The organism is Hydrotalea sp. GW822-HT8A01, from assembly GCF_058798575.1.
In genome coordinates, this window is the sequence record NZ_CM179506.1 from 2,521,618 (window position 1) to 2,547,102 (window position 25,485).

A 25,485-nucleotide genomic window follows, 5' to 3' on the forward strand; every position below is an offset into this window, starting at 1 on the left:
TTCAACTCTTTGTTTCTCTTCTGTACATGTTTCGCTGTGCAATTTGCTGATGCACAAATTGCACCACCTGCTGCATTCAGTTCAGCAGCAACAATAAATTATGTGCGTTCATGGGAGGCTTTGGCTCCGGAACAAAGTTCCTCCAATTTAATCACCAGACCTGTTACTGATGTGCATCAGACTACCCAATACTTCGATGGGCTGGGCCGTTTGGTGCAAACAGTGCATAAACAAACCAGTCCATTACAAAATGATATGGTTACCGCCAATATTTATGATGCACTTGGAAGAGAACAATACCAATACCTGCCTTTTGCTGCAAACACAAGGGCAAGTAGTGCCGACAACATTAATGATGGGAATTTTAAACTCGATCCAATACAACAGCAGGTTGCTTTTTACAATAATCAATTAAGTGGGCAAACAGGCGAAACATATGTAGGTGCATCCGGCCTTAATTATGCTTATAGCCAAACCGTTTTTGAGGCATCGCCGCTTAACAGGGTTCAAAATACTTATGCACCTGGAACAAGTTGGATGGGTAGTAACAGGGGAATTACGGTGCAACACCAGATGAATACGGCTGCTGAAAATATTCGTATCTGGACGATTAGTGCGGTATGGGGAAGTATACCTGTTTCTTCTGCAAATTATGCCGATGGTTTGCTTTATAAAACTGTTACTATTGATGAACGAGGAAAACAGGTAATTGAATATAAAGACATGCAGGGTAAAGTGATTCTAAAAAAAGTACAATTATCTGATGCACCGGGTATTGATCATACAGGTTGGCTAAATACCTATTATGTGTATGATGATTTTAATTTATTGCGTTTTGTTATTACACCCAGAGCAGTTGAACTCATTAACAATAACTGGTTAATCAGCACCTCTATTGCCGATCAATTATGCTTTCGTTATGAATATGACCAACGGCATCGCATGGTGATTAAAAAAGTACCAGGTGCAGGAGAAACCTGGATGGTGTATGATGGTCTGGGCCGTTTGGTAATGATGCAAGATGCCAATCTCCGCAATTCGCAAAAATGGTTATATACCCAATATGATAACCTAAACAGGCCCATTGCCACCGGTTTAATGTACGACCCTACTAATTACAATAATTTTAATTACCATCTTACCAATGCTTATTACACCAATAGTTACCCAAATTTAGCAGCTTACTCAACAGAACTATTAACACAAACATTTTATGATAATTATAATTGGGTAAATGCCAACGGCAGTCCGGTACCGGCAACTATGGATGCCTCAAACACTACCAATAGTAATTATTTCGTTACTGGCTATAATAGTTCCCCAACCTATGCGCAACCTATTGTAGCCTATACCAATTCTACCGGTTTGCCAACAGGCACTATGGTAAAGGTAATTGGCAGTAACCCGGCACAATACATTTGGACAGTAACATTTTATGATGATCATAACCGGGTTATACAAACCCAAACAAAAAACTATACAGGTGGTATAGATATTTCTACTAACCAATACGATTTTAGTGGTAAAATATTGCGTAACCTGCTGCAACACAATAAGGCTGGCAATAATGCCCAAAGCCATACAGTTTTATCCAAATACAGTTATGATCAGGCAGGGCGGTTAGTTACTATTACAAAAACCATCAATAGTACGGTAAATGGTGTTGCTGTGAGTAGTCCAGAAAAAACAATTGTTAGCAATCAATATGATGAGTTAGGGCAGTTAAAAACCAAAACCCTAGGTAGTGGTATTGAATCGCTTACCTATGACTATAACATAAGAGGCTGGTTACTGGGCATTAACCGCAACTATATTAGTGGCAGCAGCAGCAATAAATTTGGAATGGAATTAGCTTATGACAAAACCAATTCCGTTGCAGGCACAACTTATGCCAATGCACAATACAATGGTAACATTACAGGTACAGTATGGAAATCGGCAGGTGATGCCACCAACCGTAAATATGATTTTACTTACGATAATGTGAACCGGATAACAGCAGCCAATTTTCTGCAAAACAGCAATAGCAACAGTTGGGACAATGCTTTTTTAAATTTTAGCGTAAACAACCTCAGTTACGATGCCAATGGCAATATACTAACCATGAATCAGTATGGGTATTTAATTGGCAGTTCAGGATTAATAGACCAACTGAATTATACTTATCAGAATAATGGTAGCAGTAATCAATTGCAACAGGTAACCGATGCTGCTAATAATCCAAATAGTACCTTAGGCGATTTTCATTATAATACTGCGACAAAAACCACTACCGATTATGCCTATGATGCCAATGGCAATTTAATTAGCGATCAGAATAAAGCCATTAGCAGCATACAATACAATTATTTAAACCTGCCACAACAGGTAAGTGTAACAGCAAAAGGAAACATTCAATATGTATATGATGCATCGGGTAACAAGCTGGCAAAAATAACAACGGATAATACCTTGAACCCTGCAGTTACTAATACAACACTTTACATTAATGGGTTTGTGTATCAGAATGACGTGTTGCAATTTGTAAGTCATGAGGAAGGTAGAGCAAGATTTATACCCGCAGTTGGCAGTGTACCGGCCAGCTTTGTAATGGATTATTTTATTAAAGACCATTTGGGTAATGTAAGAATGGTACTGACCGATGAGCAAAAACAAGACATATACCCTGCTGCTACAGTTGAAGGCAGCATAACTAGCAATACCAGTGCTGCGTATATAGAAAACCAATATTATAGTATTAATCCTGCAGCCATTGTACCCAACCCCCGGTTTATGCCAACTTACCCAAATAATAATGGCATACCCAACAACAACCCCAATAGCAATACGACTGCTAATAGTACACAGGTATATAAATTAAACAGTAGTACTGGCGATAAAAGCGGACTAGGTATTACACTAAAAGTAATGGCCGGTGATGTAATTGATATTTTTGGAAAAAGCTATTACAGCCAAAATAACACTAATGATAATAGCAATTATAATTTACCTATATTAACTCTGTTAAGTGGCTTATTGGGTACACCTGCTAATCCAATGGCTGCTGCTACACATGGGGCAATAACAGGAAGCCAGTTAAGTAGTATAGGTAACAACAGCAGTGGAGTTGGTAGTTTTTTAACATCTGGCAGGTTACCCACTTCTTCTACCGTACCTAGGGCTTACATTAATTATATTATTTTTAATGAACAATTTCAGTATATTAGCGGAGGCTTTAGTGTGGTAGGCAGTAGTGGTGTAGTAAAAGACCACCATAACGATGCCAGCATGCAGGGTATACAAATACCGAGAAATGGGTATATTTATATTTATTGCAGCAATGAAAGCCCGGTAGATGTGTTCTTTGATAATTTGCAGGTAGTGCATACACGAGGGCCGCTTTTGGAAGAGAGCCATTATTATCCGTTCGGACTCACCATGGCAGGCATCAGCAGTAAAGCAGCAGGCGGAAAAGAGAACCCATACAAATATAATGGCAAAGAATTACAGCACCGGGAGTTTAGTGATGGCAGTGGTATAGAACTGTATGATTTTGGTGCCCGGCTGCAAGACCCGCAATTAGGCAGATGGAATGGTGTTGACCCATTGGCAGAGCAAATACGCAGCTTTTCTCCCTACAACTATGCATTAGATAACCCTGAAAGATTTATAGATAAAGATGGGATGGAAGCGGAAAGTTCTAATTGGGCAGATGATATTGCCGGTTCTATTTATAATCATTCCTCAACATTTGAAGGTGGTTTAACAGTAACAACAGTTGGTGGTGAAATTGGTGGGGGAGGCAGCTCCGAAGAGTCTGATGGAGGGGATAAAAATAAAAAGAAGAAAGATGGCCCTATAACACCCGGTGGAATTACTGTGAAACAGACAGGTGATAAATCTGGCGGAGAGGAGCAGAGAAATTTAACCGGCTCGACAGCTACAAATAAATTTTCTAACGAAGATAGTTGGAAGTCAGGATGGGGTGATGAGCTTAATATGTCAAAATACACAGGTGTTGTTACTGGAAAAGAGGGGAGTCTAATTACTACAGATGCATCAACTAATAACGGTAAAGTAGAAGGGGGTTCTGTGACTGTTGGAGGTGTCCTTACTTTTGGGTATGGTACAGATGCTTCGCTTTCACTAGGTCTTGGTGCATTTGGATATGAGGGGCATGTTGGTGTGGGTATTGGGAATGGGTTAGGTCAAGTTTCTGTTGGTGGAAGCCATACTTCAAAAGGAGCTATAACAGGGGGAGATGTAACATTTAAGGCAGGAGGAGGCACCTTGGCTGCTGCCGCTGCTGCAGTTTTTATTATTTCAACAGGAGGGTTAGGAGCTATTGCATTTTAGATTATTCTAGTACAAATTTTAAGAAAATTATTATGAAAAATAATAAACCACCATATTTACTTGGGTTACTTTGCTTAATTCCATTAATAGGAGCTTTTGTTGGGTTGGGATTGATTTTTTATGGTATTTTTAGATATAAAGACAGAAAACTTGTAATTATTGGTTCAATTGGCTTAATTATAACAGTAGCAGTTTATTCTTTTGTTTTTTATAATTTAAAATATGGGAAAAATGCTACCAATGGCTTTGCAAAAATATCTCAAACGGAGTTGAACAGCCTGGTGAAATCAATAGAATTTTACAAATTACAGAAAGGAACATATCCTGATAGTTTAGAGCAATTAAGAGAAAGTGATAAAATGGTTTTGATTTATGACCCATTATTAACCCGAAAGATGGATAATAATATAAAAACTACTTTTGAGTATAAGAAGATAGGAGAAAAATATACATTGTTTTCAGTTGGCATTGATGGAATACCAAATACAGCTGATGATATATATCCTATTGTTTCTGATAAAGACTCAATTAAATTTGGGTTGATAAAAAAATAAACTGATATTTTTTTAGGTACGCTATAACAACAAAGCCCTCTACATAGACTGAACCCCAACTTAAGCGTAGTTTAAGTTTATCCAACATAAAAATTTCCCTTCGGCGTAAGGATGTGCCTACGCCGTATTTCTTGTAGCTTACAGCTACCCGTAGCAAATTTCATCCAATAATCACCTCTACCTCAAAACCCCACCACTGCCAACAAATTCTTTAAAAAGGCCATATAGTTAAAGGTTGCTTTTTTATTTGATATTAAACACTCATGAATTTCTTGCAAAACCCATATTAATAATTTTGTATAGCAGTATTAATTTCAGTATATTAGCGGAGGCTTTAGTGTGGTAGGCAGTAGTGGTGTAGTAAAAGACCACCACAATGATGCCAGCATGCAGGGTATACAAATACCGAGAAATGGGTATATTTATATTTATTGCAGCAATGAAAGTCCGGTAGATGTGTTCTTTGATAATGTGCAGGTAGTACATACCCGAGGGCCGCTTTTGGAAGAGGCTCATTATTATCCTTTTGGGTTAACCATGGCAGGCATAAGCAGTAAAGCAGCAGGCGGCACTGAGAACAAATACAAATACAATAGCAAGGAATTACAGCACCGGGAGTTTAGTGATGGCAGTGGTATAGAACTGTATGATTTTGGCGCTAGAATGCAAGACCCTCAATTAGGCAGATGGAATGGTGTTGACCCCATCTCAGCGTAGTTTATCGAAAATTCAATTTTTCCCTCGGCGTATGGCTGTGCCTACGCCGCACATTTTTGTAGTTTTCATCTACCATCACCAATTTTCATTCAATATATCAATAATTTTGTATAGCATTATTATTTCAGTATATTAGCGGAGGCTTTAGTGTGGTAGGCAGTAGTGGTGTAGTAAAAGACCATCATAATGATGCTACTATGCAGGGGATACAAATACCCAAAAATGGGTATATTTATATTTATTGCAGCAATGAAAGTCCGGTAGATGTGTTCTTTGATAATGTACAGGTAGTGCATACACGAGGGCCGATACTTGAAGAGACGCATTATTATCCATTTGGATTGACAATGGCGGGAATAAGCAGTAAAGCAGCAGGCGTTATAGAAAATAAATACAAATACAATGGCAAGGAATTACAGCACCGGGAGTTTAGTGATGGCAGTGGTATAGAACTGTATGATTTTGGTGCCCGGCTGCAAGACCCCCAATTAGGCAGGTGGAATGGAGTTGACCCATTGGCTGAACAAATGCGCCGCTTTTCTCCCTATAACTATGCATTGGATAACCCGGAAAGATTTGTTGATAAAGATGGTATGGAAGCGGAGGAATATGAAGGTGAATATGGTGTTAGAGACAATACTACTTCAGCAGCTTCATTTAACGATTGGTTAGCCTATAAAAATGCAAACGGAACCTATACACCTGTTTTTGATAAAAGCGTACATAATAAAAAGCAGGCAAATGAAAAAGGAGCTATATACCTTGGTAAAACATTTAGGTATACTGCAACAGATAATAAGGGATATCAATTAAATGCGGATGGTTCAACTACCAAATTTGAAAATGGTAAATCCACTACAACCACACCTGATCCTGCTAATACAGAACTGGAAAAAGCTTCACCTACAGAAAAGGTTGCAACAGTGGTAGGCATGGGAAGTGATATATTAGAAAAGGGTGTACAGCAAGGGGAAAAATTAGCAAGTAATGCAGCTAAAGTCGCAACAGGAAGTGAAGAAGCTGCACAGTTGGCTGGACTTGCTAAACAGGCTGGTGCATTAGGTACAACATTAAAGGTTGTTGGAGTAGCTGGTAATGTTGTGAGTGCAGGTTATGCTATTGCAAAAGAAATAAATAATCCAACTTTAGGCAACACTACTAGACTTACTGTTCAAGGTGCTGCTGTTGCAGCAGGATTTATTCCGGTTGTTGGCTGGGGTATTTCAATTGGAATTGGATTAGCAGATGCGATTTGGGGAGATGATTTTTATAGCTGGATAGATAGTCATTAAATGCAGAACATGATTTTAGATTATTTATATTATAAATTATATCGAGCTACTTTAACAGGCTCATTAAAAGATATACCACAGTATATAACACCAATATACTTGGGAGGTTTAATAAGTGCAAATTTTATGATAGTAAACGCTTTTTTAGCAAAAATAGGCATTGGTACTTTTTTATTTAAGGATCCAAAACAAGGAGCATGGTTTACTGCAGTAATGATTATTTTAGCAATGCTTTACTACAGAAAAAATAAATATACCGCTGTTCTTAATAAATATTCACACGAAAGTGCAAAAAAAAGAAAGAGAGGTAATGCTATTGTTGCTGTATATGTAGTGTTATCTTTTTTATTAATTTTTTCAGTTGCTTTTTTAAAACCTGGAAAATTATAGCCCAACCTAAGCGTAGTTTAAGTTTATCCAACATAAAATTTCCCCTCGTCGTATGGCTTAGCCTACGCCGTAATTTCTTGTAGCTTGCAGCTACCCGTAGCAAATTTCATCCAATAATCACCTCTATATCAAAACCCCACCACTGCCAACATATTCTTTCAAAAGGCCATCTTGCAAAAGGTTGTCTTTTTTATTTTGGTATTATTATCCCATGCAATTTCTGCAAAAGTCTTATATCAATTAAATTGTATAGAATTACCAATTTCAGTATATTAGTGATGGCTTTAGTGTGGTAGGCAGTAGTGGTGTAGTAAAAGACCACCACAATGATGCCAGTATGCAGGGTATACAAATACCTAAAAATGGGTATATTTATATTTACTGCAGCAATGAAAGTCCGGTAGATGTGTTCTTTGATAATGTACAGGTAGTGCATACACGAGGACCAATACTTGAAGAGACGCATTATTATCCGTTTGGCTTAACAATGGCGGGAATATCTTCAAGGGCTTTGTTGTTTTCACACATAACTAATCCCTTTTCTTTTACCTTTTATTGTATCCAACTTTTTCATATTTCCACATCAAATTCTTACCGGACTATTGAATATATAAACAGTACTATTTAAATGTGAAAGGATGTATTTATATATTCATTAACCAAAACCAAAAACTTTGTGAAAACAATTCCAATGGTTTTAAATTTGAATCAGGCATTGGTAATATATTATGAATTAGAGGATAAAGTTGGTGCTACGCTATTGTTTTTTTTCTCATTCTCCATTTCTTCTTCCTTGTTTAATTCATCAATGAATTTATCTTTCACACGGTCGTAAAATGAATGTCTGTCAATAATCAGTGCAGCCATATTGGCTACCATTGCTGCGAGCAATAAGTGAAAAATAAGTGTATGCCGATCAGTCATTTCTAATACTAAAATAGCACAGGTAAAGGGTGTTCTGCTGATGCCGGTTAAAAAAGCAGCCATGCCGGCCAAAATAAGCACATTGGTATCTGTGGCAGAAAGATGGAGCCAACCGCCCACAACAGCACCTACTGTTGACCCCGCACTGAGTGAGTTTACCATAATACCCGCAGCACCGCCCATAGGATTACAAATAATAATACCTACCGTACGTAAAATGGGCAAATACCAGGGTAAGTGTTTATCACTACTAAACAAGGTGTTGGTCATTAAATCTTTTCCTGAATTTAGTACCCTTATATCAATAAAATAGGCCATGAATGCTAAAATAAAAGCGCCAATTACAATGTATAGTATGGTTTGATAAGTGTGTTTAAAACTTTCTTTCCACTTTAATATTTTTAAAACATAATATCCTAAAGCTGAACCTCCTACACCCGATATAATGGCTACAATAATTACAGGAATAAATACAAAATTAGATAGATGGGTTACATTCGGATAGCCCAGATACAGAAAGGGACCTGCCAATGCCTGTGTAGTTAATCCGGCAATAATTAAAGCAGAGAAGATGGAGGTTCTAAAATTACTGATATGCGTTTTGGTGAGTTCTTCCATGGCAAACACAATACCACCCAAAGGGGTATTAAAGGCGGCTGCAAGACCGGCGGCAGCACCTGTCATAATCATATAACGTTTAGAAACTTTGGGCCACCAGTCGGGTAACCATTCATTCACTTTTCTAAATACAGAACTGCCAATGTGTATAATAGGGCCTTCTCTGCCAATAACACCCCCACCAAAAATAAATACCAAACTGGATAATATTTTAATAAAAATAATTCTTAAACCCAATAGCTTCGTCAGTTTTTCTTCATTATGTGGTTTAGCCAGTTCAATGGCAGCAATTACCTGCGGATTACCACTTCCCCTGGCAAATGGTGCAAATTGTTTCACCAACCACCAGGCTACCACAAATGCAATGGGGGGAATAATAAATAATAAATAACGGTGTGTTGTAAATAATTGCATTCCCATATTTTCGGCCCACGAAAATGCTCTGCCATAGTACACTGCAATCAATCCCACCAATAAAGAGGCAACCCAATAAGGTATAGCACTCAAAATGTTTTTTCTAAGCCTGTCATTATGCAATCTGTCATAAATCTGCTTACCAATTGCTCTAATTTTCCCTTTTATCGCCATGTATTCGGATTCTATAACTATTTTTGATATTAAATTTCACTAAATCCATTTTTTCGAATCGCAAAGGTCTTAAAAAAAATGCGTTCCGGATATTAATAACCAATTAGAATTAGGTTGATCATTTGATGGATTGAGGTGAAAATAATGAAAATGATTCAAAAAATATAGTTCTAAAATATTCATATGGATGAAAGAAAGATTTTATTAGTGGAAGATGAAACTAAAATTGCTCAGGCCTTAAAAAAAGGCTTAACAGAAAATGGCTATTATGTAGAAGCTGTTTTTGATGGGGCTATTGCCAAACGACTCTTCCAGCAACATGAATATGATGTAATTATATTAGATGTGAATTTGCCAGGCATGAATGGTTATGATTTATGCAAATTTATTCGTACCCAAAATCAGCACATACCGGTAATCATGCTCACTGCGCTTAGCACAACCGATGATAAGATTGAAGGTTTTGATGCCGGTGCGGATGATTATGTAATAAAACCTTTTGAGTTTAAAGAGTTATTGGTTAGAATAAGGGCGCTGCTGAAGCGAACCATCAATCAGCAAATGCCCATGGGCAATATTTTACGTGTGGCAGATCTGGAAATGAATTTAGATAGCAAGGAAGTAAAACGAGGCGATAAAAAAATAATTCTTACTGCCAAAGAATTTCAGTTGTTGGAATATTTTATGCGTAACCGAAATCGTGTTTTATCCAGGGCAGATATTGCTGAAAGCGTTTGGGATATTGACTTTGATACACAAACCAATGTAATTGATGTGTACGTAAACTATTTGCGTAATAAAATTGACAAACAATTTCCAACTAAATTAATTCATACACAGGTAGGCATGGGGTATGTATTAAAGGAAGAACACAACCGGTAAACATAAATAGCCTGTTTTTATACTTTTTAGGAAATGATTAAAGCAGCAATATGAATATTAAGTATAGAATTACATTTTTGTTTACACTGGTGGTGTCTGGTATTCTGCTTTTATTATGCCTGTCTATCTTTTATTTTTCCAATCTAAACAGGGCATTTTCATTTCGGGAACGCATAAAGAACAGAGCTATTACAACAGTAAGTTTATTATTAAAAGTTACTGGTATTAATCCAAATTTATTACGGCGCATTGATGAAATAACGCAGATATCTTTAGACCAGAAAAGCTTTCAGGTGTTTGATGCCTCCGGTAAAATTATATATAGTTATGCGGACGAAAATATAGCACCGGTACATGTTAATAGTGCTGTTTTAAACAGGGCAAAAACAAAAGGAATCTATTTTTTTAATTACGAAGGAAGAGATGTAGTGGCTGTAAACTATTTGGATGATGCACACAATTATATTGTAGTTGGTGCCGCATTTGATAAAGATGGGTTACAAAAATTAGATGAATTAAAATGGATTTTATTCTTCAGCTTTATTTTAGGTGTTCTCATCACATTTCTTTCGGGGCTATTCTTTTCTGAAAGAATAGTACACCCCATTCAAAAAATTACAAGAGAAGTAAAAGAAATTTCCTCTCAAAATTTATCTCGCAGAATTGAAATAAAAGAACCCCAAGATGAACTGTACCAATTGTCTTCAACATTTAATGAGTTGTTAAACCGCCTTCAGGAATCATTTGAAATTCAACGTAGGTTTATTGCCAATGCTTCTCATGAATTATCAACCCCTTTAACAGCTATTTCCAGTCAATTAGAAATTACACTTCAAAATGAACGTTCCGCAGAAGAATATAAGTCGGTCATTTATTCTGTGTACGATGATGTGAAAAACCTGAACCAGTTAACCCGTAGTTTATTAGAAATTGCAAAAGCAAGTGGTACATCAGATGGTATTGAACTATCGTTAGTTAGGATTGATGAATTATTAATGCGTTTACCGGTTGAATTACGTAAAGCAGATGCCAAATATTTTGTAGAGCTACACTTTGAAACATTTCCGGAAAATGAAGACAAACTATTAGTATTTGGAAATGTAGATTTATTATACAGTGCCATCAGAAATATTGTTATAAATGCCTGTAAGTATTCACATAATCATACTGCAAATGTTTCGCTGGTATTTTCTGAAAATGAGTTGAATATTATGGTCAGTGATAACGGACCGGGCATTCTTCAAAGCGATATTGATCTTATTTTTCAGCCTTTTTATCGGGGCGAAGAAGGGGATAATAAACAAGGTTTTGGTTTAGGCCTCCCATTGGCACTCAGAATTATAAAAATGCACAAGGGTAATATCATCATCAAAAGTGAAAAAGGAAAAGGCTCAGAATTTACAATTATTCTACCCATTGGCAGGTCATTCCATCTTATTTAAATTTCTAATTGCTTTCTAATGCAATACTAATTACCGATTAATTGTACCATTCTATCTTGCATCCTGTTGTAAAAAAACAACCTTTTCAAAGCATATTAAAAGTACATTTTGTTGTATTATGTTTTGAAAAGCTGCATGAAAAAATTAAATACACCACAATGAAACTTCCCAGTCTTTTACTCATTGCTTCCTCTCTTATTTTATTTGGAGCCTGTGTTAGCCCCAAAAAATTACGTACTGCCGAAGCCAAATACAATCAATTAGATTCCGCTTATGTTGCCAAGCAAAATGAATTAAGGGAATGTCAGGGTAATATGAAAAATCTGAATGATCAGGCAAGCGATTTTGCCAAACAAAAAGCAGCTTTACAAGCCAGAATTGATGATTTGAATAACCAGATTGGTTATCTGAAACAAAACAGTACCAGAGTACTCGATCAGTTAAAAGATCTTTCTGTTGTTTCCGGATCTCAGGCAGAGAGTATCAAACAATCATTGGCCAATTTAAATGCAAAAGATTTGTACATCAACAACTTGCAAGCATCTTTAGCCCGGAAAGATTCTTTAAACATGGCATTGGTAATGAATTTGAAAAGTGCTTTAAGTGATATTAATGATACTGATATTAATATTAAAGTTGAAAAAGATGTAGTGTACATTGATATTTCTGATAAATTATTGTTCAACAGTGGTAGCTACAATGTTACCAACAGGGCAAAAGAAGTATTGGGTAAAGTAGCTAAAGTTTTGAATGCACATCCTAATATTGATTTTATGGTAGAAGGTAATACCGATTCTAAACCTTATCGAAATGGATTATTATTAGACAACTGGGATTTAAGTGTTAAACGTGCTACTGCTGTTACAAGAATTTTACAACATAACTATCAAATAGATCCTAAACGAATTACTGCTGCCGGTAGAGGTGAGTATGTACCCGTTGCATCTAATGATACCAAAGAAGGCAGAGCTTTAAATAGAAGAACAAGAATCATTATTTTACCACAATTAGATCAGTTCTTCAAATTACTCGAAAAAAATAACCAATAAATATTTAAGGTTTTCTCATATACTCAAGCAGGGTTAATTAAAAGCCGCACTTTTCTAAGTGCGGCTTTCTTATTTTATGTTTAATATACTTCTAATTTCACACTAATAGCCTGTTAATTTCGGTAACGTATGTTTGTTTTGTTTAAATTATGTAAATGCTGCCCTTCCAAAAAATATTAATTCTCATTCATAATAATATTGATGCAGAAATTGCAATTCATAAGTTAAAAGATTTGTATGAACATCCCTGCACCGAACTGCATTTTGTTTGGGTAATTAAATATTTTAGCTGGAGAAAATTTATTGGCCTTAAACCGCAACAACAACGAGCTTTAAAAAATAGCCGTATCAGGCAAAAAAAAATTGAAGCAGAAATGTTGTTGAATGAAATACAGGCCAGGGTATTTCAGGCATTTCCGGATGCAATCATATATACTCAGATTGTTGTAGATGCCTCTGTTAATCATGCATTGGTGCAATACATCAATCTCGCATCTATTGATCTGGTATTGTCTATCCGTCAAACATTAAAAAATATTTTTTACCAAACAGGCATCAATATCAATTATATTATCCAACACGCAGGCTGTCCGGTTTTAAGTGTGAATGCGGGAACCATGAATCATTCCATCAAATCTATTTTAATACCGGTATATTCGTTTTTGCCCGATAAAAAAATAGAATTGGCTTCTGCTTTTGCAAAGAAATACAATGCTCAGATTTATATTATCACCATTTTAAATGATAATGAAGCCCAGTCAAAAATAATAGCAGATGTGTTTTATTTAACGTATAAAAAATTAAAAGACGAGGGGTTCAATCCCCACTATAAAATGCTTTCTGGCGTATATGCACCTGAAATATTAATTAAATATGCGCATCAGGTAAATGCTGACATGATTCTTATTAATCCTGAAAAAGGAACACCCGGTAAAAAAAGTATTATTAAACGTTCATTGGCCGATTTTTTGAGTCCGATATCTCCTTTGCAGGTGTTAATGCTGCAACCTGCCATTTAATTAACCCAGCTTAAACTGTTTTCTATATTGAGATGGGGTTACCTGTTTTACCTGTTTAAATTGTTTGCTAAAATGTGCCCAACTATTATACCCACTGTTATAACAAACATCTAAAATATTATGATTACCTGTTTGTAAAAGTTTACAGGCATGTCCAATACGCAGCTCCTGTAAAAAATCAAAATAACTTTTTTTAATATTTTTTTTAAAAAATCGGCAAAATGTTGGAATGCTCATTTCTGCAATGGCTGCAACTTCCTCCAAAGTAATATGTTTCAGGTAATTTTTTAATGAGTATTCAAATACTTTTTCAATCACTGAGTTTTCTTTGGAAGAGGGAGTTAGCGAAAAGTTGGCAGTGATAACCTGATATTCGTTTGATGTGCTAATAGCATGCAAACAATGCAATAATTGTGTAATACTGTTTAATCCGTTTAATTTTTCTAAGGCACTTATTTCTTTTGCAATCTTATTTTGCAAAGTTTTTTGAAGTTGCAATCCATTATTATTTCCAGTTAGTAAATGATAAACGCTTTTTAATTCGGGTAACATTAAAAATGACTCTCCTAAAAAATGTTTGGTAAAATGCACAACAATGGCACTGCCTATCATTTTATGATGTGCTTTTCTAAACCAGTGTGGTAAATTTCCGGCTAAAAAAAAGATATCTCCTACTGTATAATTACCAACATAATCTCCAATTAAGGCCGTTCCCTGACCTTCGGTAATTAAAATTAATTCATATTCTTCATGCTGGTGCCAATTGGTTTCAAAGTTTGGTGTTCTATAGGTTCGGCACGCAAATGAGCTGTCTTGTGCAATATGAATTTTTTGAATGAGTGGTTGCATAATTGAAAATAACCTCTATTTTATCAGAAAATATTCTGAAAATTAGGTAAAAATGATAAGATAGAATATTTCTTTTTAAAAATAGCAGTTGTTTCAATCTCTGTGCACCACCTACTTTTGAACTGTGTTGAACAGCAAAATTTGATTGCCATATTGAAAATGTTTTATTATGTATGTGTTAGGAATAGATGTAGGAACTTCCTCCATTAAAGTTTCAGTAGTTGAAATTGCAACAGCACGCATTGTTGTAACAGTGCAATATCCCGAAAAAGAACGTGCTATAATTTCCCCTGAAAATGGATGGGCCGAACAGGCACCCACCCAATGGTGGGAGGATGTTCAACAGGCTATTTTAAAAGCCCATGCTACCCAAAAGTATGTTCCAAAAGAAATTAAAGCCATTGGAATTGCCTATCAAATGCATGGATTGGTGATGATTAATCGAAAGCATGAGGTAATCCGAAATAGTATTATCTGGTGCGATAGTCGAGCCGTAACTATTGGCGATACAGCATTTCAAGCAATGGGTGAAAATTATTGTTTAACGCATTTACTCAATTCACCGGGCAATTTTACTGCTTCTAAATTAGCCTGGGTTCAACAGCATGAACCACACCTCTACAATCAGATTTATCAGATACTTTTACCAGGTGATTATATTGCATTACAATTTACCGGACAAACCACAACAACGGTATCAGCTTTGTCGGAGGGAGTTTTTTGGGATTTTCAACAGTGTCAACTATCTGATGCTGTTATGCATTATTTTGGTTTTAGTGCAGATTATATTCCCACTGTTCAGCCTGTTTTTGGAGAACATGGTACATTGTTACCCGATGTAGCCGCACAACTTCAATTGCAACCCGGCATACCGATTACTTACAAAGCCGGCGATCAGCCTAACAATGCACTTTCTCTCAACGTATCTGAACCCGGCGAATTTGCTGCCACAGCAGGAACATCGGGTGTTATTTATGGGGTTACCGACCAGCTTGTTTTCGATCGGCAATCCCGCATCAATAGTTTTGCGCATGTAAATTATACCAATGATGCACAACGTATTGGCGTATTGCTTTGTATTAATGGTACAGGCATCTTAAATAGTTGGTTGCGAAAAATTAGCGGTGCGTCTATATCTTATGCAGAAATGAACCATTTGGCTGCACAAGTTTCGTTTGGGAGTGATGGACTTTTGATGTTACCATTTGGTAATGGTGCCGAACGGATATTGCAAAATAAAACCCTACAGGCGCATATTGCAAACATTGGTTTGAATATACACTCTTCAGCACATTTATATAGAGCAGCACAGGAAGGTATTGCATTTGCTTTTAAATATGGCCTAAACATAATGCGTGAAAATAAACTGGTACCCAAGGTTATCCGTGCCGGAAAAGCCAATATGTTTTTGAGTGAGGTGTTTGCCGATATTTTTGTTCAAAATACCGGTGTGCCCTTGCATTTGTATAACAACGATGGAAGTATTGGCGCAGCCATGGGCGCAGCAATTGGAGCAGGTGCCTACAACTCTATTCAGGAAGCAATGCAGCATCAGCAACCCGTTGCCGTTATGATGCCCGATAAAAATAAAATGGAACTATATAGTCAGATTTATAACCGGTGGGAAGCATTATTAAATGAAAAATTAAGCAATCCTATTCAATCACTTTAAATTGTAATAATATGAATGTAGTAACAGGAAACCAATTGTTTTTTAAAGAAACCGGCGCAATAAAATATGAAGGGCCGGAAACCGACAATCCACTTGCTTTTAGATGGTATAATGCTGAAAAAGTAGTTGCGGGCAAACCCATGAAAGAATGGTTACGTTTTGCTTGTGCTTACTGGCATTCGTTTGTTGGTAATGGCGCTGATCCGTTTGGTGAGCCAACACATTTGTATCTCTGGAATGTGAAGGCAGATCCTATAGAACGTGCCAAAGATAAAATGGATGCTGCTTTTGAATTTATCACCAAAATGAATATGCCATTTTATTGTTTTCATGATGTAGATGTGGTAGACTTTACCAATGATTTGATTGAAAACGAAAAGCGCTTGTTAACAATGGTTGAATATGCAAAGCAAAAACAAACAGATAGTGGTGTGCAATTATTGTGGGGTACTGCTAATTTATTCAGCCATCGCAAATACATGAATGGAGCAGCTACTAATCCTGATTTTTTAGTGTTAACACATGCTGCTGCTCAGGTAAAAGCTGCATTAGATGCTACCATTGCTTTGGGCGGTGCCAATTATGTGTTTTGGGGTGGAAGAGAAGGCTATATGAGCTTGTTGAACACAAACATGAAGCGTGAAAAAGAACACATGGCCCGCTTCTTACATACTGCAAAAGATTATGCCAGAAGAAATGGCTTTACCGGCACTTTCTTTATTGAACCCAAACCTTGTGAGCCTACCAAACATCAATATGATTATGATAGTGAAACAGTGATTGGCTTTTTACGTGAATATGATTTATTGAATGATTTTAAATTGAATATTGAAGTAAATCACGCTACACTGGCCGGACATACTTTTCAACATGAGTTACAAGTAGCGGTTGATGCAGGTGTATTGGGCAGTATGGATGCCAATCGTGGTGATTATCAAAATGGATGGGATACCGATCAGTTTCCCAATAATATCAATGAAATAACAGAAGCTATGCTGGTTATTTTGGAAGCAGGTGGATTTAAAGGCGGTGGTATTAATTTCGATGCGAAACGCAGAAGAAATTCTACCGATAACCTTGATTTATTTTATGCCCATATTGGTGCCATGGATACATTTGCCAGAGCTTTGGAAATTGCCGATAAAATTTTAACCCAATCTGATTACAAAAAAATACGTACCCAACGGTATGCCAGTTTTGATTCCGGCGAGGGCAAAGCTTTTGAAGAGGGTAAATTATCATTGGAAGATTTAAGAAATTTTGCTGTTAAACAAGGAACACCTGCTACAATTAGTGGTCAACAGGAATATCTTGAAAGCATTATTAATCGTTATATTTAATTTGTTTATTCATCAATAAATCCCAAGTATGCAAGGCCTTCATTTATTCGATTACTTAGTTTTTTTATGTTATTTTATTATTGTTTCGGTATATGGATATTGGGTGTATAAACGAAAAAAGAAAGTAACCACCACTGCCTCACACGATTATTTTTTGGCAGAAGGTTCTTTAACCTGGTGGGCCATCGGTGCATCATTAATTGCTTCAAATATTTCAGCCGAACAGTTCATTGGCATGAGTGGTAATGGGTTTAAAATGGGCCTTGCAATTTCTACTTATGAGTGGATGGCTGCAGCTACTTTAATGATTGTGGCCATTTTTTTCATACCTGTTTATTTGAAAAACAAGATTTACACCATGCCTCAGTTCCTTAGCCAGCGTTACAATGGAACCGTAGCAATGATTATGGCGGTATTTTGGTTGTTGTTGTATGTAGTGGTGAATCTTACCTCCATTTTATATTTAGGTGCTTTGGCTATTAACAGCATATCGGGTATTAACACTACTTTTTGTATGTATTTATTGGCCGTGTTTGCCATCTTTATTACGCTGGGTGGTATGAAAGTAATTGGATATACGGATGTTATTCAGGTTTTCTTTTTAATATTAGGTGGATTGGTGACTACCTACCTTGCTTTAAATTTAGTGGCCGATAAATTTGGTGCAACAGGTTTGCTAAAAGGGTTTCATTTAATGATGACACATGCCAATAATCATTTCCATATGATTTTGAAAAGAGATAATCCGAATTATATTGATTTGCCCGGATTAACAGTTTTAATTGGCGGTATGTGGATCGTAAATTTAAATTACTGGGGTTGTAATCAATATATTACCCAACGTGCATTAGGAGCCGATTTAAAAACTGCACGTGGTGGATTATTGTTTGCTGCTTTTTTAAAGTTGTTGATGCCTGTAATTGTGGTATTACCCGGTATTGCTGCATTTGTTTTATACCAACAGGGCGATTTTCAACATGCTATGTTACAGAATGGCGAAGTAAATACCGATAAAGCTTATCCTGTTTTATTGAATTTATTACCGGCAGGATTAAAAGGGCTTGCTTTTGCAGCACTTACCGCTGCAGTAGTAGCTTCATTAGCCGGTAAAGCCAATAGTATTTCTACCATTTTTACATTAGATATTTATAAGAAAAAAATTAATCCGGCTGCTACTGAACAAAAAACAGTTGTTGTAGGAAAAATTGTAGTAGTAGTGGCAATGATACTGGCTATCATCATTGCGCCCTTAATGGGCATCGATAAAAAAGGAGGCTTTCAGTATATTCAGGAGTATACTGGATTTGTATCACCGGGTATTTTTGCCATGTTTATACTGGGTTTTTTCTGGAAGAAAACCACTTCAAATGCAGCTTTATTTGCTACCATTGGCGGCTTTGCTATGTCAATTGTTTTTAAATTTTTGCCAATGCTCATAAATCTGTCTTTCTTGTCACCTTATGGGTTTGCAGTACCTAATGAATCAGGTGTTTTTGAAATTCCATTTTTAGACAGAATGGGTCTTGTATTTGTGATTTGCATTTTTGGAATGTATGTTATCAGTACGATTGAAAACAGGCGAGGCGAAACTACCAAAGGTTTAGAAATTGATCGTTCCATGTTTAAACTAAGCCCCGCTTTTACGGTAGGGGTATTGATTGTTTGTGGCATTATAGCGGCATTGTATACCGTTTTCTGGTAGCAATAAGTATACAAGTTTTTTGAATAAAATGGCCTGTTTTTTAATGCAGGCCACTTTCAATATAAGGGATATTGAAAGTTATTTTTGGTGAGTCGTTTCCATTGCCCATTTATACGCAATGTTTAACTGTTCTTCTTTGGTTAAGTTGCTGTTATTTAATTCCTTAGCATCATTTGCCTTACGTAGTGGGCTTTCCGTTCTGTTGGTGTCAATATAATCCCGCATTTCTAAATTGGCTTTTACATCTTCAATCGTTATATTTTTGTTCTGTGCAAACAATTCTTTAAAACGGCGTTCAACCCTTATGGCAGGATCGGCAGTTACAAATATTTTTAATTCTGCTTGTGGAAATACAGTGGTACCAATATCTCTGCCATCCATAACAATGCCTTTTAAACGGCCCATTTGCTGCTGTTGTGCAACTGCAAATTTTCTAACGGCGGGTATAGCGGCCACTTCACTCACTTTTGCACTTACTGCCATATTTCTTATTTCGGCTTCTACATTGATCCCATTCAGTAACATGTTATTTTGTTCTGTTTCCGGATGAAACTCAAATGCCAAATGAATATGTTTTAAAGCTTCAGCAACTTCGTTTTCATGATTGGTTTTAATTTTATGTTGAATGAAATACAAAGTAATGGCTCTGTACATAGCGCCACTGTCAATAAAAACATAATGTAATTTTTTAGCCAATGCTTTGGCTAATGTGCTCTTACCGCAGGATGAGTAACCATCTATTGCTATGATTATTTTCTTCATACAATGCTTTAGAATGCGCAAACAGTAGAAAACGGTTTGCTACTGAAACTGTTGCAGCCATTTTTGTATTTTCTGGTCTAATTCTGTGCTTACAGGCACCACCGGTAAACGAACGGAATTTTCAATCAGGGTTAAATGATGCATAAATGCTTTTACACCTGCCGGATTATTTTCAACAAACATATAATCGAATGCCTGTAAAAGTTTGAAGTGTAAGGGTTTGGCCAAATTAAAATTGCCGTCAAGGCAATACCGTATCATAGTAGAAAATTCTTTTGGGAATGCATTGGCTGCTACGCTGATAACACCGTCCATTCCCAATGCAATCAGTGGTAAGCTTATAGCATCATCGCCGCTTACTACTAAAAAATCAGATGGTCTGTCGCGTAAAATATCCATACATTGTTGAAAATCGCCACTCGCTTCTTTCATGCCTGCAATATTGGGTACTTCGTGTGCCAGTCGCAGTGTAGTAGCTGCCGTTATATTTCTGCCGGTACGGCCGGGTACATTGTATAAAATAACCGGTTTGGGTGCAGATTGGGCAATGGCTTTATAATGCTCATAAATACCCTGCTGGGATGGTTTGTTATAATAGGGTGCAGCACTCAAAATAGCAGCGGCTTTTTCAAGTGGATAGGATTGTACATCATCTATTACAGATTGGGTATTATTTCCACCAATACCTACCACTACAGGAATCCGGTTGTTTACTTTTTCAAAAGTAAAGTGTACAATTTCAATTTTTTCGTCTTTGGTTAAGGTAGGAGTTTCTCCTGTTGTGCCTAATGTTACAATATATTCGGCACCACCGGAAATAATATGTTCAATTACCCGGCCAAGTGCAGGATAATCTACAGCTTTTTGTGCAGTGAAAGGGGTAATAATAGCAACACCGGTACCTTTCAATATTTGATGTAGAGAGTTCATTGTATAGAATAATGATGGTTAATTGTTGTTTTGTTGCATGGTGTACTGTAGTACAAGTGTGCGACGCAAGGGACGATACTTATTGTGCTTCAGCCGGCTCAACAGGCAATTCATCCCAAAAGCCCATTTTGCCAAATTTTTCAATTCTTTGTTGAATGCGTATTTCCGGGTCTGTATTTTTCACTAACGCTAATGCATTGCTAATAGATGTTTTTAAAAGAGCAGCTGCCTGATTATAATCCCAATGTGCACCACCTATTGGTTCAGGTACAATTTCATCTACCAGTCCAAATCCTTTCATATCAACTGAAGTAAGGCGCAATTGCTCAGCAGCCACTTCTTTTTTATCCCAGCTACGCCATAAAATAGAACTACAGCTTTCAGGCGATATAACGGTGTACCAGGTATTTTCCATCATGAGTATTTTATCGCCCACACCTATGCCGAGTGCACCGCCACTGGCACCTTCGCCAATGATGACACAGATAACGGGAACTTTTAAACGAATCATTTCATAAATGTTACGGGCGATAGCCTCACCTTGTCCACGTTCTTCTGCTTCTAATCCTGGATAGGCACCGGGTGTATCAATAAAAGTAATCACAGGTTTATTGAATTTTTCTGCCAACTTCATTAACCGAAGTGCTTTTCGGTAACCTTCCGGATTGGCCATACCAAAATTACGCTGTTGGCGCATTTTGGTATTAATACCTTTTTGTTGCCCAACTACCATTACTGTTTCGCCATCTAATTGTGCAAAACCGCCAATCATGGCTTTGTCATCGCGAAAGTTTCTATCACCATGGAGTTCTACATAATTGGTTAACATTTTTTCAATGTACTTATGAGTGTAGGGTCTGTCGGGGTGGCGGCTCAACTGTACCCTTTGCCATGGTGTAAGCGAAGCGGTAATTTCTCTTCTTTTTTCAATGATAGCATTCTCTAATTTCTGAATGCTGTCACTCATATCTATTTTGCTTTTTTCAGCAGTTTGTTTTAATTTTTCTATTTCTTCGTACAAGGTTTTAATAGGTTGTTCGAAGTCGAGGAATTGTCTGTTGGGGTATTGTGGCATAGTTAAAAGTATGATTGATGCGGTAAAATTAGGGTTTGTAATTTTTTTTAGAAAAGATTTGTTTTGAAAATATCAATCCCCTTATCTTTGCCGTCCCGAAAACAGGAGTAAATACCTAAAAATGGGAAAAGGATCGGTAGTTCAGTTGGTTAGAATGCCGCCCTGTCACGGCGGAGGTCGCGGGTTCGAGTCCCGTCCGGTCCGCAATAAATGCCTTGTAAATGTATTATTTACGAGGCATTTTTGTTTTTGAGATGAAATGATTTTTGCTAAAAATAATGGGGGTATGATTTTGCTCAACAAATCATGATACTCGACTAAAAAAATGTTGATTTAAGATTGATGAATTATTGGTTCTGTATACTATCCTTCTTTTGCTGTGCTTTTTCCATATTTTTTCGGGAAATTTCTTCTAAAACTTTTTCCTTTCTGTTGCCTTTTTCATCTAAAATTGGTGCAGGTAAATCGGATTGATTTTTATCGAAAATGATATTTTGAAATGGATTGTTTACATACACCCAAAAACCATTCACCCATCTAAACCCTTCATAATCGCCATAAGGAATTAAGTTATAGGTATTTTTTTCATCGGGCGATTCACTTACCAGCCGGCTAAAAATAATGGCATGGTATTTTGCATCGTAATTCATGCGTACGCCTGCATCTTTTTTATATTCTAAATAAAACCGATAAGCAGGTTGCGGTGGTTTAATTCCATCTGCCGGATATTTAAAATAATTGCCACCAAACTGTGGCAGACCATCGGGTTTAAATGTTAATACTTCTATCCATTTCTTCTCACTGCGTGCATTGTTTTCATCTAATCCTAACAGTGTATAATATTTTTTATTTTGATACGTAGTAAGGATAATTTTATAATATATGGCACCAATCCAGTTATTGTTGGTGCGTATGGAATCGGTAGGCGATTTGGTAAATTCGGAAGCATCGAATAAAGGGAATAATTTTAAACTGCCATCTGCAGTGCGCATTTGAATGGCCCCTCTTTGCCGGTAATAAGAATAATCTTTCATTACCTGCCAGGTAAATATTCTGAAGCTGCTATCCGGCGCATATAGTTTGGAAATGTTTTGAACCGAATCGAAAGGATAATAAAATGAGTATGGTGTTTTTAATGCTTTTACAAAATTTCGTATAAATGCACTATCGGCCTGAAAACGTTCTAACCAGTCGTTGGCATATACAATATTGTGCGCATCTTTTTGTAGCAGGTTTTCTATTTTTTGAATGGCTTGTATAGAAGTTGCCGGTATTTCCTGCGTGAAGGAAAAGAAGGGTAGAAGCATTAAAAATACAATAACAGTACTGCGCATGTTGATAAAATATGCCTCTAAGATACAACACCACTCCTGCTTATTGATTTTGATGCAAAAATGAGGATGAATTTTATGCTTTTATTAAAGCCTTTGCTACATGGTATAAATCATCAAATCTTGCATCAATCAGTGGATGTGGATATGGTGTTTCAGGATTAGTAGTTGCAACAAAAATGGTATACATTCCGGCATTTTTGCCAAATGCCATATCTGATAATTTGTTGCCAATCATCATACTTTTTGAAAAGTCTATTTCAGAAAAATCTTCTTTTGCCTGAAAAGCCATTCCGGGAGCGGGTTTTCGGTTGGGTGAATCATCCGATAAATCAGGACAAAAATAAATTTTATCTATCCTGCCCCCTTTTTCCTGTATTTCCTGCAGCATATTTGTATGAATGATATGAAGGCCATCTACTGTTAACAAGCCTTTTCCAATACATTTTTGATTGGTTACCACTACAATTCTTTTAAACAATGGGTTCAATAATGCCAATGCTTCTTTTACCCCAGGTAAAAAATGAAATTCGTTCCACGACAATACATAATCGTCTTTTTTTTCGGCATTGATTACGCCATCTCTGTCTAAAAATAAAGTCCATTCCTGGCTAATGTCCGGTAAATGATTCATTAAACTGTATTTAAGGTTGCCAATGGTTAACTGAGTTCCGCTTGTGCTTTTAAATAATCATCCGGAATCCCGATATCAATAAAATATTCATCCTGCACATAGCCAAACAATTCGTTCTTGCCGGTTTTTTGTTCAAGATAATCTTTTTCAAAAGAAAATTTTTCAGGCAATTTGTTGGCTAAAAACCGGTGTACATTTAATAAGTATACGCCTCCGTTTATCAGGCCTTTTTCTGTATGTTTTTTTTCATGAAAGGCAATAATTTCATTGTTTTCATTGATGGTAACGGCCCCGTATCTATCAAAGTGTTCCATTGGTTTTAAACAAAGGCCGCAAGCAGCTTTTTTGTTAAGATGGAACTGCATAAATGTTGCAAATTGGATGGTATAAAGGGTATCTCCATTAGTAACCAATACATTTTCTGATTGTACAACCGAACAGGCCAACTGAATAGCGCCACCGGTGCCTAAAGGTTCCTGCTCTGTTACAATGGTATAGCTTTCTGCTGACAAATGTTGTTGCAAGTACTCCGTAAAATATTGGTGTTTGTAGCCCAAAGAAAAAATAAACCTGTTAATACCCTGTTGTTGCAAATGGGCTATGATATATGCAATAAAAGGTTTGCCGTTTACCGGAGCCATACATTTGGGTAAATCGGGCACAGCGCTTTTTAATCGGGTACCTATGCCCCCTGCAAGTATAATGGCTTCATTCATGTTGTGCTTCTAAAATGATTGCGTTAAACCGGTTGCTTGTTTATAAAACCGGTGTAATAGTGAATGTAATGGGCGGTTGTTTTATGTAAACAAATTCGCTTCTACCATTTCACAAATAATATGACCCAGCATAATATGGCTTTCCTGAATACGTGGTGTATCAGTTGAAGGCACATTGAATAAAATATCGCTACAATCTTTCATTTTACCGCCGGTACTGCCGGTAAAGCCAATAGTTATCATTTGGTTGGCTTTTGCGGCTTCAAATGCTTTTAAAATATTGGGTGAATTGCCCGATGTACTTAAACCTATCAATACATCACCCGGTAATCCGGTACCCTCTATAATTCGGGCATAAATTACATCATAACTATAATCATTGGCAACAGCAGTAAGGTATGAGGTATTGCAGTGCAGGGCTTCAGACGGTAATGCCTTTCTGTTTTTATAAAAACGGCCTGAAAATTCTGCTGCTAAATGTTGTGCATCGGCAGCGCTGCCTCCGTTACCACAAAACAAAACTTTATTGCCATTTTTAAAGGCATTGGTAATTAACTCAATGGCCTGCTCTAAATTTTGCAGCATATTGGCATCCTGCAATATGGCTTGTTTTACCTCAATTGAGGCGTTGATAACTTCTTTAAATTTGTTTTGCATAATACAT

Annotated in this window: 22 protein-coding genes and 1 tRNA gene; 14 read left to right on the plus strand and 9 right to left on the minus strand. The window is 36.7% G+C overall.

Annotated features, from left to right (window positions below; all coding sequences use genetic code 11):
- Positions 1-36: 36 nt before the first annotated feature.
- The 6 genes from AC3QLY_RS11190 to AC3QLY_RS11215 all read left to right on the plus strand — a co-directional run bounded on the left by AC3QLY_RS11190 (position 37) and on the right by AC3QLY_RS11215 (position 7,916).
- On the plus strand, positions 37-4,335 hold the full coding sequence (locus AC3QLY_RS11190; protein ID WP_492989743.1) for a DUF6443 domain-containing protein: 4,299 nt from the start codon (positions 37-39) through the stop codon (positions 4,333-4,335).
- 32 nt (positions 4,336-4,367) lie between these two features.
- Positions 4,368-4,889: a type II secretion system protein GspG gene (locus tag AC3QLY_RS11195; RefSeq protein ID WP_074417696.1), complete on the plus strand. Its 522-nt coding sequence runs from the start codon at positions 4,368-4,370 to the stop codon at positions 4,887-4,889.
- 339 nt (positions 4,890-5,228) lie between these two features.
- On the plus strand, positions 5,229-5,606 hold the full coding sequence (locus AC3QLY_RS11200) for a hypothetical protein (RefSeq protein WP_074417697.1): 378 nt from the start codon (positions 5,229-5,231) through the stop codon (positions 5,604-5,606).
- Positions 5,607-5,755: 149 nt separating this feature from the next.
- The gene (locus AC3QLY_RS11205) at positions 5,756-6,898 is read left to right on the plus strand and encodes an RHS repeat protein (RefSeq protein WP_074417698.1); all 1,143 of its coding nucleotides are present in this window, start codon (positions 5,756-5,758) and stop codon (positions 6,896-6,898) included.
- A 9-nt stretch (positions 6,899-6,907) separates the two neighbouring features.
- Positions 6,908-7,288: a hypothetical protein gene (locus AC3QLY_RS11210; protein WP_141676738.1), complete on the plus strand. Its 381-nt coding sequence runs from the start codon at positions 6,908-6,910 to the stop codon at positions 7,286-7,288.
- A 289-nt stretch (positions 7,289-7,577) separates the two neighbouring features.
- Positions 7,578-7,916, plus strand: a complete 339-nt coding sequence (locus AC3QLY_RS11215; RefSeq protein ID WP_287100698.1) for a hypothetical protein — start codon at positions 7,578-7,580, stop codon at positions 7,914-7,916.
- A 98-nt stretch (positions 7,917-8,014) separates the two neighbouring features.
- Here AC3QLY_RS11215 and AC3QLY_RS11220 read toward each other — a convergent pair whose 3' ends face one another.
- Positions 8,015-9,418 (minus strand): chloride channel protein, encoded by a 1,404-nt coding sequence (locus AC3QLY_RS11220; RefSeq protein WP_218330724.1) that lies wholly within the window; start codon positions 9,416-9,418, stop codon positions 8,015-8,017.
- Positions 9,419-9,601: 183 nt separating this feature from the next.
- Here AC3QLY_RS11220 and AC3QLY_RS11225 point away from each other — a divergent pair, with 183 nt between their 5' ends.
- The 4 genes from AC3QLY_RS11225 (at position 9,602) to AC3QLY_RS11240 (ending at position 13,810) form a co-directional block, all read left to right on the plus strand.
- A complete protein-coding gene (locus AC3QLY_RS11225) occupies positions 9,602-10,300 on the plus strand; it encodes a response regulator transcription factor (RefSeq protein ID WP_176712979.1) in 699 nt (232 codons plus the stop codon).
- 50 nt (positions 10,301-10,350) lie between these two features.
- A complete protein-coding gene (locus AC3QLY_RS11230; protein WP_218330723.1) occupies positions 10,351-11,742 on the plus strand; it encodes a sensor histidine kinase in 1,392 nt (463 codons plus the stop codon).
- A gap of 158 nt (positions 11,743-11,900) precedes the next feature.
- Complete coding sequence (locus AC3QLY_RS11235; protein ID WP_218330722.1) at positions 11,901-12,791, plus strand: OmpA/MotB family protein; 891 nt, start codon at positions 11,901-11,903, stop codon at positions 12,789-12,791.
- A gap of 155 nt (positions 12,792-12,946) precedes the next feature.
- Entirely contained in the window at positions 12,947-13,810 is an 864-nt protein-coding gene (locus AC3QLY_RS11240; RefSeq protein ID WP_074420021.1) for a universal stress protein, read from the plus strand.
- On the opposite strand, the gene AC3QLY_RS11245 is transcribed toward AC3QLY_RS11240, so the two are convergent.
- Positions 13,811-14,659, minus strand: a complete 849-nt coding sequence (locus AC3QLY_RS11245) for an AraC family transcriptional regulator (RefSeq protein ID WP_068242888.1) — start codon at positions 14,657-14,659, stop codon at positions 13,811-13,813. It lies immediately after the preceding gene.
- 169 nt (positions 14,660-14,828) lie between these two features.
- Between AC3QLY_RS11245 and AC3QLY_RS11250 the strand changes: the two genes are divergently transcribed.
- The 3 genes from AC3QLY_RS11250 to AC3QLY_RS11260 are packed head-to-tail and all read left to right on the plus strand — an operon-like array spanning position 14,829 to position 19,373.
- Complete coding sequence (locus AC3QLY_RS11250; RefSeq protein WP_492989744.1) at positions 14,829-16,331, plus strand: xylulokinase; 1,503 nt, start codon at positions 14,829-14,831, stop codon at positions 16,329-16,331.
- An 11-nt stretch (positions 16,332-16,342) separates the two neighbouring features.
- On the plus strand, positions 16,343-17,671 hold the full coding sequence (gene xylA / locus AC3QLY_RS11255; protein ID WP_074420019.1) for a xylose isomerase: 1,329 nt from the start codon (positions 16,343-16,345) through the stop codon (positions 17,669-17,671).
- 28 nt (positions 17,672-17,699) lie between these two features.
- Entirely contained in the window at positions 17,700-19,373 is a 1,674-nt protein-coding gene (locus AC3QLY_RS11260) for a sodium:solute symporter family transporter (RefSeq protein WP_218330721.1), read from the plus strand.
- A gap of 78 nt (positions 19,374-19,451) precedes the next feature.
- Here AC3QLY_RS11260 and cmk read toward each other — a convergent pair whose 3' ends face one another.
- The 3 genes from cmk to AC3QLY_RS11275 all read right to left on the minus strand — a co-directional run bounded on the left by cmk (position 19,452) and on the right by AC3QLY_RS11275 (position 22,140).
- The gene (gene cmk / locus AC3QLY_RS11265; protein ID WP_074418219.1) at positions 19,452-20,135 is read right to left on the minus strand and encodes a (d)CMP kinase; all 684 of its coding nucleotides are present in this window, start codon (positions 20,133-20,135) and stop codon (positions 19,452-19,454) included.
- 39 nt (positions 20,136-20,174) lie between these two features.
- On the minus strand, positions 20,175-21,065 hold the full coding sequence (dapA, locus tag AC3QLY_RS11270; protein WP_218330720.1) for a 4-hydroxy-tetrahydrodipicolinate synthase: 891 nt from the start codon (positions 21,063-21,065) through the stop codon (positions 20,175-20,177).
- Positions 21,066-21,144: 79 nt separating this feature from the next.
- A complete protein-coding gene (locus AC3QLY_RS11275; protein WP_074418221.1) occupies positions 21,145-22,140 on the minus strand; it encodes an acetyl-CoA carboxylase carboxyltransferase subunit alpha in 996 nt (331 codons plus the stop codon).
- 130 nt (positions 22,141-22,270) lie between these two features.
- On the opposite strand from AC3QLY_RS11275, the gene AC3QLY_RS11280 reads away from it, so the two are divergent.
- Positions 22,271-22,344, plus strand: a tRNA-Asp gene (locus AC3QLY_RS11280).
- A gap of 143 nt (positions 22,345-22,487) precedes the next feature.
- Here AC3QLY_RS11280 and AC3QLY_RS11285 read toward each other — a convergent pair.
- From AC3QLY_RS11285 to gmhA, 4 genes are all read right to left on the minus strand, one after another.
- Entirely contained in the window at positions 22,488-23,474 is a 987-nt protein-coding gene (locus AC3QLY_RS11285; RefSeq protein WP_074420017.1) for a hypothetical protein, read from the minus strand.
- Positions 23,475-23,547: 73 nt separating this feature from the next.
- On the minus strand, positions 23,548-24,105 hold the full coding sequence (locus AC3QLY_RS11290; protein WP_074420016.1) for a D-glycero-alpha-D-manno-heptose-1,7-bisphosphate 7-phosphatase: 558 nt from the start codon (positions 24,103-24,105) through the stop codon (positions 23,548-23,550).
- 26 nt (positions 24,106-24,131) lie between these two features.
- A complete protein-coding gene (locus tag AC3QLY_RS11295; protein WP_074420015.1) occupies positions 24,132-24,821 on the minus strand; it encodes a nucleotidyltransferase family protein in 690 nt (229 codons plus the stop codon).
- An 81-nt stretch (positions 24,822-24,902) separates the two neighbouring features.
- Entirely contained in the window at positions 24,903-25,478 is a 576-nt protein-coding gene (gene gmhA, locus AC3QLY_RS11300; RefSeq protein ID WP_081301286.1) for a D-sedoheptulose 7-phosphate isomerase, read from the minus strand.
- Positions 25,479-25,485 lie beyond the last annotated feature (7 nt).